The following is a 7,481-nucleotide window of genomic DNA, read 5'->3' as shown; positions in this document are numbered from 1 at the left end:
GGGTGGGGCCGGGCCGCTCGCGGCGGCGGTCAGCCCAGGCGTTCCAGGTGCAACACCCGGGTCAGCGCCGCCGCCGCGGCCTGCACGCTCGCCACCACGTCCGGAACGCGGGCGTCGGTCAGCCGGGCAGTCGGGCCGATCACGGCGATCGCCGCCCGGGCGATGCCGTGTTCGTCCAGCAGCGGGGCGCCGTAGGCCCGCACCCCGACGAACTGCTCCTCGTCGCAGACGGTGTAGCCGCGGGCGCGGGAGACGGCGAGGTCCGCTTCGAGGGCCCGGAAGGTCGTCAGGGTGCGGTCGGTGGAGGCGGGGAGCCGGCCGAGGGCGGCGACCGCCTCGGCCAGCGGTTGCGGGCCGAAGGCCAGCAACGCCTTGCCCGCCGCGCTGATGTGCATCGGGGTGCGGGTCTGTGACCTGCCGTCGAAGCGAAGTGGCTGCTCGGACTCCACGGTGACCATGGTGCGGACCATGGCGCCCTCGCGGGTGCTGAACCCGGCGGTCTCGCCCGTGTCGTCGACCAGCCGACGCAGCAGCGGGGCGACGTGGTCCAGCCCGGAGAACTCCGCGGCCGACCGGCCCAGGCGCAGCGTCATCGGCCCGAGGGAGTAACGCTCGCTGGCCTGCGAATAGGCCAGGACGCTCTCGGCGCACAGCGTCCGCAGCAGGCGGTGGGCGGTGGTCAGGTGCAGGCCGGTGCGGTGGGCGAGCTCGGTGAGGGTCATCGACTCGACCTCGCTCTCGGCGAAACATCGCAGCAGCCGGACCGCCCGGGACACCGACTGGACAACCTCGCCGGTGCGGTTCTGCGCCTCGCTCAACGTCACGGTCTCACTCCATCCGTTCGTGGCGCCCGGGGCGCGCCGGGGTCTTCCGCCGGGTACGGCGGCATGATCCGTGGACGCGGAGGTTTGACCGACGTCGCGGCGAGGGCTTACCGTGACGCCCGCCGCCCTCCCTCTTCCGTTCCGCGGAATTTCATTCCATCACTGCCGGTATGTCGGCGTGTCCCCGGAGTGCCAATACTATGATCGAAAATCTGGAAGCGGGGCCTGGCCCGGCTCTTGCCGAGGCAACGCCGACCGCTGCGATCATCACGTCCGACGCCCAGGCCATCGCCGTCGCGCAGGGGCTGGCCGACCGCTTCCGGCCCGGGGCGGCCCGCCGGGACGCCGCCCGGCTGCTGCCGTTCACCGAGGTCGAGGAGCTTTCCGCCAGTGGGCTGATGGCCATCACCGTCCCGCGTTCCCACGGCGGCGCGGACGTGTCCACGGCGACGCTCGCCGAGGTCGTCTGGACGCTGGCTGCGGCTGACCCGAACATCGCCCAGGTTCCGCAGGGGCATCTGGTCTACCTGCAGATGATCCGGCTGCTGGGCGACGCCGGGCTGCAGCGGCAGATCTTCGCGGACGTACTCGCCGGGCGGCGCGTCGCGAACGCCCAGGCGGAGGCGGCCTCGGCGCACGTCCGTGACATCCGGGCCCGGCTGCGCCCCAAGGGCACCGATGATCCGGAGGGTACCGGCCGGTTCGTCCTCGACGCCACCAAGCACTACGCCACCGGAACCCTGTTCGCGCACTGGATCGCCGTCCTGGCCCTGGTCGACTCGGCGCCCGCGGCGACGGCCGCCGACGGCCCGGCGGACCCGCCGAAGATCTTCGCCGCGCTGCTGCGCCGGGAAACCCAGGGCCTACGGGTGCTCGACGACTGGGCGGGTATGGGCCAGCGCACCACGGCCAGCGGGACGGTGATTGCCGAGGCGGTCGAGGTCGACGGCGCGTGGCTGCTGCCGCTGCACCGCCTCGGCGCCGTCCCGACCATCCTCGAACCGTTCGCCCAGCTCATCCACGGGGCGATCGACGTGGGGATCGCTCGTGGCGCCCTCAACGACGCCGTCGAGTTCGTCCGGACCAGGACCCGCCCGCGGCCGGAGGCGGGGCTCGGCGGGAGCGCCGCCGACGATCCGCTGCTCGTCCAGCGCCTCGGCGAAATCGCGCTGGAGGTGCGCACCGCCGAGGCGCTGCTCGCCCAGGCCGGCCGCACCCTCGACAGCGTCGACCCCCCGCCGACCGCCGCCGCGGTGGCGCGCGCGTCCCACGCGGTCGCGCTCGCCAAGGTCGCCGCCGAGCGGGCGTCGATCAGCGTCGGCAGCGCCGTGTTCGAGCTCTCGGGCGCCCGCGGCACTCTGGACGAGATCAATCTGCACCGGCACTGGCGCAACGCGCGCACCCACACCCTGCACGACCCGGTGCGCTGGAAGGTGCAGGCCATCGGCCGGCACGAACTGGACACCCCGGCGCCGCGCCGGCTCAGCCTCATCGACGACCACACCGGACCGATCCCCGGAGCATCCGATGGCCTTGCCTGAAATATCCGTCCCCGACCTGCACCACGCGCTCACCGACGGCGGTGAGATCGCCGTGCTCGACGTCCGTGACCATGGCGACGCCGACCGCGACGGCACCCTCCTGCTCGCCGTCGTCCTGCCACTGAGCTGGCTGGAGCTGCGGATCGCGAGCTTCGTCCCGCGGCGGGGAACCCGGATCGTCGTTCTCGACGCCGACGGGGCTGACCTGGCCCGCCGGGCCGCCGCGCGGCTCGCCGCGCTCGGCTACCACGACGTGGCCGTGCTCGCCGGCGGCGTGGCCGCCTGGTCGGCCGCCGGCCACAACACCTACCAGGGCACCCAGGTCGCAGGGCAGGCGTTCGGCGAATGGGTCGAGCATGCCTACGGGACGCCGTCCCTGACGGCCGAGGAGGTCGCCGACCGGATCAGCGCCGGGGCTGACATCGTGGTCCTCGACAGCCGGCCGTTCACCGAATACCACGCGCAGAACATCCCGACCTCGATCAACTGCCCGGGCGCCGAACTTGTCTACCGGGCCGCCGAGGTCGTTCCCGACCCGCAGACGCTGGTTGTCGTCAACTGCATGGGCCGCACCCGCAGCATCCTCGGGGCCCAGTCCCTCATCAACGCGGGCCTGCCCAATCCGGTCGCCGCCCTGTCGAACGGGACCATGGGCTGGCTGGTGGCCGGGCTGGAACTCGAACACGGCGCCGAGCGCGTCGCCCCCGACCCGGGCCCCGCCGCCCTCGCGTGGGCGGCGGACGCGGCGCAGCGCATCGGTGCCCGGTTCGGGGTGCGGCGGATCGACCGGGCGACGCTGGACCGTTTCCGCGCCGAGGCCGACGAGCGGACGCTGTTCGTCTTCGACGTGCGCGCCGCCGCCGACTACGCGCGGGGGCATCTGCCGGAAAGCCGCTCGGTGCCCGCGCCGGACCTGGTGCCGTGGCTGTTCCGGTTCACCGCGACGCGGCGGGCCCGGGTCGTCCTGGTCGATGGGCCGGATCTGATCCGGGCCATCGTCGCCGCGTCCTGGCTGGAGCAGGTCGACTGGTCGGAGATCTACCTCCTCGGCGAGACGTTCGACGGCCCGGAGGTCGTGGTCGAATCCGGGCCCGCCGCCGCGTTTGCCGTCTTCGGCCCGCCGTCCGCCCTGCCACCCGGCTCGCCCGTCGTCGCGGCGCCGGAACCGGGTGCACTGATCGACCCGGCGACCCTCGCCCGTCATCTCGCGGGCGAGGGATCCGCCGCCGGGGTCACCGTGCTCGACCTCGAATTCAGCCCCCTCTACGCCGCGGGCCACATCCCCGGCGCCTGGTTCGCGGTGCGTTCCCGCCTCGCCGAGGCCTTCGCCACGCTCGACGCCGCGCTCGACGCCGGGACCGCAACCGTCGTCCTCACCTCGGAGAACGGCGTCCTGGCCGGATTCGCCGCAGCCGAGGCCCGTGAGTTGACCGAACGGGAGATCCTGGTGCTCGACGGCGGCACGGCGGCCTGGCGGGACGCCGGCCTCCCGCTGGAGGACGTCCCGACCCGGCTGGCCACCCCGGCGACGGACATTCCCGCCCATGCGGGTGGCTCGAAGGCCGGCCAACTGGCCTGGTACCGCCACTACCTCGCCTGGGAGACCGACCTGGTCCGGCAGATCTCCGACGACGACACGGTCAGCTTCCGCCACATTCCCGCGGACGCCACCGCTGATGTGGACCGGCGTCCGGCCCCACTCACCCGCACCGTTCGTCCTCGCTGAGAGCGAGCAGGGCGTAGGTGGCCGGCCGTGGCTGGGGGAACCTCTCGCCTCAGCGGCCAGGGCCGCATCGATCCGCCGCCGGGCGGCGGCGCGACCGTAGCCGGGGACAGCCCGGTACCGAACAGCTCGCGCACCGCGTCCGCGGCGCGGACGAACCGTCACCCACCGCGAGCACCCCAACGGCCTGACCTGCAACAACACCACAAGATCAAGACACCCGACCAGTGGCAGAAATGAGTACGCGCGGCGGTAAGCAGCACCGGCATCTCGCTCAGGCGTCGGCGCGAACCAGCCGCACCGCCGCCAGCACCACGGCCACGGCTGTCCATGCGCACAGTACGGCGAGCCCCGCCCACGGCGAGAGGTGGTGGATGTCCGGACGTCCCCAGAACGCCTCGCCCGCGTTTGACGGCAGGTACGGGCTGATGTCATTCGACCAGCTCGACGGCAGGAGTTCCGTGATCGGCGGGATGACGAAGTACAGCCCGACCAGCGTGGAGATACCGGCCGCGGTGTTGCGGAGCAGGCCGCCCAGCGCCATCCCGGTGATCCCGACCAACAGCAGGTAGACGCCGGCCCCGATCACCATCCGCAATGCGCCCGGACTGGAGATCGCGACGTTCAGATGCTTACTGGACAGCAACGACTGCCCGAGGAAGAACGCCACGAACGTCGAGACCAGCGACGCGACGCCGACGACCCCGATGAAAACGGCGAACTTGCCCCAGAGCACCGGCAACCGCCTGGGCACCACGGTCATGGACGCGCGGATCATGCCGGTCGCGTACTCACCGCTTATCAGCAGCACTCCCAGTACCCCGACCGCGAGCTGGGAGATCCGTACACCGTTCAGACTGGCGACCACCGGGTTGAAGCTCGCCCGGTCGTCGGCACTCAGGTGCGACCACCGGTTCGCGGTGACGGCGGTGAACAGGGCGGCGATTCCGATGGTCAGGATGACGGACACCAGCAAGGTGATCCTGGTTGAGCGCAGCGAGCGGAACTTGGTCCACTCCGACTGGATCACCCGCCCCTGGGTGACGCGCATGCCGGGGAACCGGGGCACCACCGTGCTGGGCCCGGTCATGGTCGTAGTCATCGGGGATCTCCTGATGTGACGGGCCGCCGAAGCGTCTCGGCCTCGGTCTCGGTCGCGGTGTGGGCGTGGTACTCGACCGCGTCCCGGGTCATCTCCATGAACGCCTCTTCCAGCGAGGCGCGCTGGGTGGCCAGTTCATGTATTCGCAGCCGGTGTTCCCAGGCCACGTCGCCGATCTGCTCGGCGCTCAGCCCGTGTACCTCGAGCTGGCCGGCGGCGGCACTGGTTACCGTCACGTCCGGACCGACCAGCAGGTCGCGTAGCTCGGTCGCGTGCGGTGAGCGCACCAGTACAACCGTGCCGGACGCCTGGGCGACGAAATCCGCCACCGTGGTATCGGCCATCAGCCGTCCACGCCCGACGACGATCAGATGGTCGGCCGTGAGCGCCATCTCGCTCATCAGGTGCGAGGACACGAACACGGTCCTGCCCTCGGCCGCCAGCCCCTTGAGTAGATTGCGGACCCACAGAATGCCCTCGGGATCGAGACCGTTCACCGGCTCGTCCAGAACAACGGTTTGCGGATCGCCCAGCAGCGCCGAGGCGACGCCGAGGCGCTGACCCATACCCAGGGAGAAACCGCCCACCCGCTTCTTCGCGACCTCACGCAGTCCGACCAGGTCAATCACCTCATCGACCCGGCGACGAGGGACGCCGTTGGTCTGTGCCAACGCGAGCAGGTGGTTGAACGCCGAGCGGCTGGTGTGCACGGCCTTGGCTTCCAGCAGGATTCCCAGCTCGGCCATGGGCGCGCGCGCACCGCGGTAGTGAGCACCGTTGATCGAAACCGTCCCGGCGGTCGGCGCGTCCAAGCCCGCGATCATCCGCATCGTCGTCGACTTGCCAGCGCCGTTCGGCCCGAGGAATCCGGTCACGCTTCCCGGTCGCACCGTGAAGGTCAGGTCGCGTACGGCGACCCTGTCGCCGTAACGTTTCGTCAAACCGCGCACTTCGATCATCAACGTCTCCGGAGTATCCGTGCCAGCACGGGATGTCTGGCTGCCTCAAACCTAGGAAACTCGTCACTGGTCAGGTGCCTTTTTGATCTTTGGTTGGGGTCGGGCGGTTGCGGGCGTCCCGTGGAGATCGAGGCCGGACGGGCCGAGACGTCGGCCCAGGGCAGGGCCTTGAGCCGGGCGTACGGATACGGCTGGTCGGCCTTCGCCACAGCCAGGTAGTGGGCCGTCTCCACCGAGACCCGCCAGTCGAGGCTGGCCCGCACGGTGCGCATCGCGCCGAAGGAGGTCACGACTGCGCCGTGAAGGTCGAGCCCGGCCAGCCGGGGGCGGGCTCGACCTGGCCGGCGAGCAGGCCGGCGAGCAGGCCCCGTGGGTCGCCGCGCCGAGCAGGTGCACCCTCGAACCGTCTGCGCGTTTCGCGGCCCAGCAGCCGGCGGGCCGTCGCCTCGCCCGGGACCCGGAAACCACCGGTCAGCGGATAGACCCGGCCCTGGGCCGGCCGTGGGTCCGTCACCTTCTCCAGCCGCCCAGGTTCCCGCACGCAACACGCCGCCGGCTCCGACCGCACCGGCCGCGGCACGAACCGCATTGCGGTTCCCCCCCACCTGCCACCCTCGGCCGGGTGCCGGAAAGCATCACGATGTCCACAACGTGAGATTTTTGAGGAATTGACAGTGATCGGCCGCCCCGGACAGCAGCGCCACAGCCAGACCGATGATCATCAATATGCCAAGAAATCTCCACCGCGATCCGGCGATCTCGTCGACTCTCCATTGCACGGCTCCACGGTAGGGACACCTGATGTGATGAGGATGTATTGGTTCAGCAGTGCACGCGGTCCTCGGGCCGCGCGTCGCCAGCGGCCGGCCGGAGGCTGACAAGGGTCCCGAGTGCGGCGAGGCCGAGGGGTTCGGCGAGTTCGTAGACGCAGGCCTCGCCGCCGTCGCGGGAGTAGATCATCAACAGGAGTCGGGTGGGTACGACGATGGCCTTTCGGAAGAACGGGTGGACGCTGGCGAAGCGGGATGGTCGGCAACGGCATCCGCACGGCGTTGACGGTCACCGGCCAGGCCGCGCCGGCGCAGACACGCGACGAGAACCTGCGGACCGCGGTCACCTCAAGAACACCGTCGACGGAACCCAGCCGCTGGCCACCGCACTGACCACGAACGTGGGCAAGCTCAGCACCCTGGTCAAGACCGTCGGCTTCACCCCTCTGATCATGACCAACGGTGCGAAGTCGCTCCTGGACGAAGTCGCCAAGTCCAAGGTCACCGGTGAGGAGTGGTGGCCGCCGGATGAGCAGGACCCACCGCCCCGCCACCCCCGATC

General features: G+C 71.0%; 8 protein-coding genes and 1 pseudogene. 3 read left to right on the top strand and 6 right to left on the bottom strand.

Going from position 1 to position 7,481, the window contains the following annotated elements; translation table 11 throughout:
* Positions 1-29 precede the first annotated feature (29 nt).
* Positions 30-824 (bottom strand): IclR family transcriptional regulator, encoded by a 795-nt coding sequence (locus NBZ85_RS24490; protein WP_261554899.1) that lies wholly within the window; start codon positions 822-824, stop codon positions 30-32.
* A 200-nt stretch (positions 825-1,024) separates the two neighbouring features.
* Between NBZ85_RS24490 and NBZ85_RS24485 the strand changes: the two genes are divergently transcribed.
* Positions 1,025-2,365, top strand: a complete 1,341-nt coding sequence (locus NBZ85_RS24485; protein ID WP_261554898.1) for an SfnB family sulfur acquisition oxidoreductase — start codon at positions 1,025-1,027, stop codon at positions 2,363-2,365.
* Complete coding sequence (locus tag NBZ85_RS24480; RefSeq protein WP_261554897.1) at positions 2,358-4,091, top strand: rhodanese-like domain-containing protein; 1,734 nt, start codon at positions 2,358-2,360, stop codon at positions 4,089-4,091. Before NBZ85_RS24485 ends, NBZ85_RS24480 begins: the two co-directional genes overlap by 8 nt.
* 271 nt (positions 4,092-4,362) lie before the next feature.
* Here the strand turns inward: NBZ85_RS24480 and NBZ85_RS24475 are convergent, their stop codons facing one another.
* The 5 genes from NBZ85_RS24475 to NBZ85_RS24455 all read right to left on the bottom strand — a co-directional run bounded on the left by NBZ85_RS24475 (position 4,363) and on the right by NBZ85_RS24455 (position 7,109).
* Positions 4,363-5,190: an ABC transporter permease gene (locus NBZ85_RS24475; RefSeq protein WP_261554896.1), complete on the bottom strand. Its 828-nt coding sequence runs from the start codon at positions 5,188-5,190 to the stop codon at positions 4,363-4,365.
* Positions 5,187-6,149, bottom strand: a complete 963-nt coding sequence (locus NBZ85_RS24470) for an ABC transporter ATP-binding protein (RefSeq protein ID WP_261562674.1) — start codon at positions 6,147-6,149, stop codon at positions 5,187-5,189. The genes NBZ85_RS24475 and NBZ85_RS24470 overlap by 4 nt, the downstream gene beginning before the upstream one ends.
* Positions 6,149-6,439: a hypothetical protein gene (locus NBZ85_RS24465; RefSeq protein ID WP_261562673.1), complete on the bottom strand. Its 291-nt coding sequence runs from the start codon at positions 6,437-6,439 to the stop codon at positions 6,149-6,151. The genes NBZ85_RS24470 and NBZ85_RS24465 overlap by 1 nt, the downstream gene beginning before the upstream one ends.
* Positions 6,436-6,690, bottom strand: a complete 255-nt coding sequence (locus tag NBZ85_RS24460; RefSeq protein WP_261554893.1) for a hypothetical protein — start codon at positions 6,688-6,690, stop codon at positions 6,436-6,438. The genes NBZ85_RS24465 and NBZ85_RS24460 overlap by 4 nt, the downstream gene beginning before the upstream one ends.
* A 281-nt stretch (positions 6,691-6,971) precedes the next feature.
* Entirely contained in the window at positions 6,972-7,109 is a 138-nt protein-coding gene (locus NBZ85_RS24455) for a hypothetical protein (RefSeq protein WP_308205210.1), read from the bottom strand.
* A 13-nt stretch (positions 7,110-7,122) separates the two neighbouring features.
* Between NBZ85_RS24455 and NBZ85_RS24450 the strand changes: the two are divergent.
* Positions 7,123-7,481 (top strand): annotated as a pseudogene (locus tag NBZ85_RS24450) (hypothetical protein); the annotation flags it as partial.

The organism is Frankia tisae, assembly GCF_025403405.1.
Taxonomy (GTDB): Bacteria; Actinomycetota; Actinomycetes; order Frankiales; family Frankiaceae; genus Frankia; species Frankia tisai.
The sequence above is the reverse complement of the archived record's forward strand: the minus strand, read 5'-3'. Positions and strand labels throughout refer to the sequence as shown.

Excerpts from the sequence above, each read along its gene's own strand:
- NBZ85_RS24485 (WP_261554898.1), top strand. The coding sequence starts at position 1,025 with ATGATCGAAAATCTGGAAGCGGGGCCTGGCCCGGCTCTTGCCGAGGCA.
- NBZ85_RS24475 (WP_261554896.1), bottom strand. The coding sequence starts at position 5,190 with ATGACTACGACCATGACCGGGCCCAGCACGGTGGTGCCCCGGTTCCCC.
- NBZ85_RS24470 (WP_261562674.1), bottom strand. The coding sequence starts at position 6,149 with ATGATCGAAGTGCGCGGTTTGACGAAACGTTACGGCGACAGGGTCGCC.
- NBZ85_RS24455 (WP_308205210.1), bottom strand. The coding sequence starts at position 7,109 with ATGATCTACTCCCGCGACGGCGGCGAGGCCTGCGTCTACGAACTCGCC.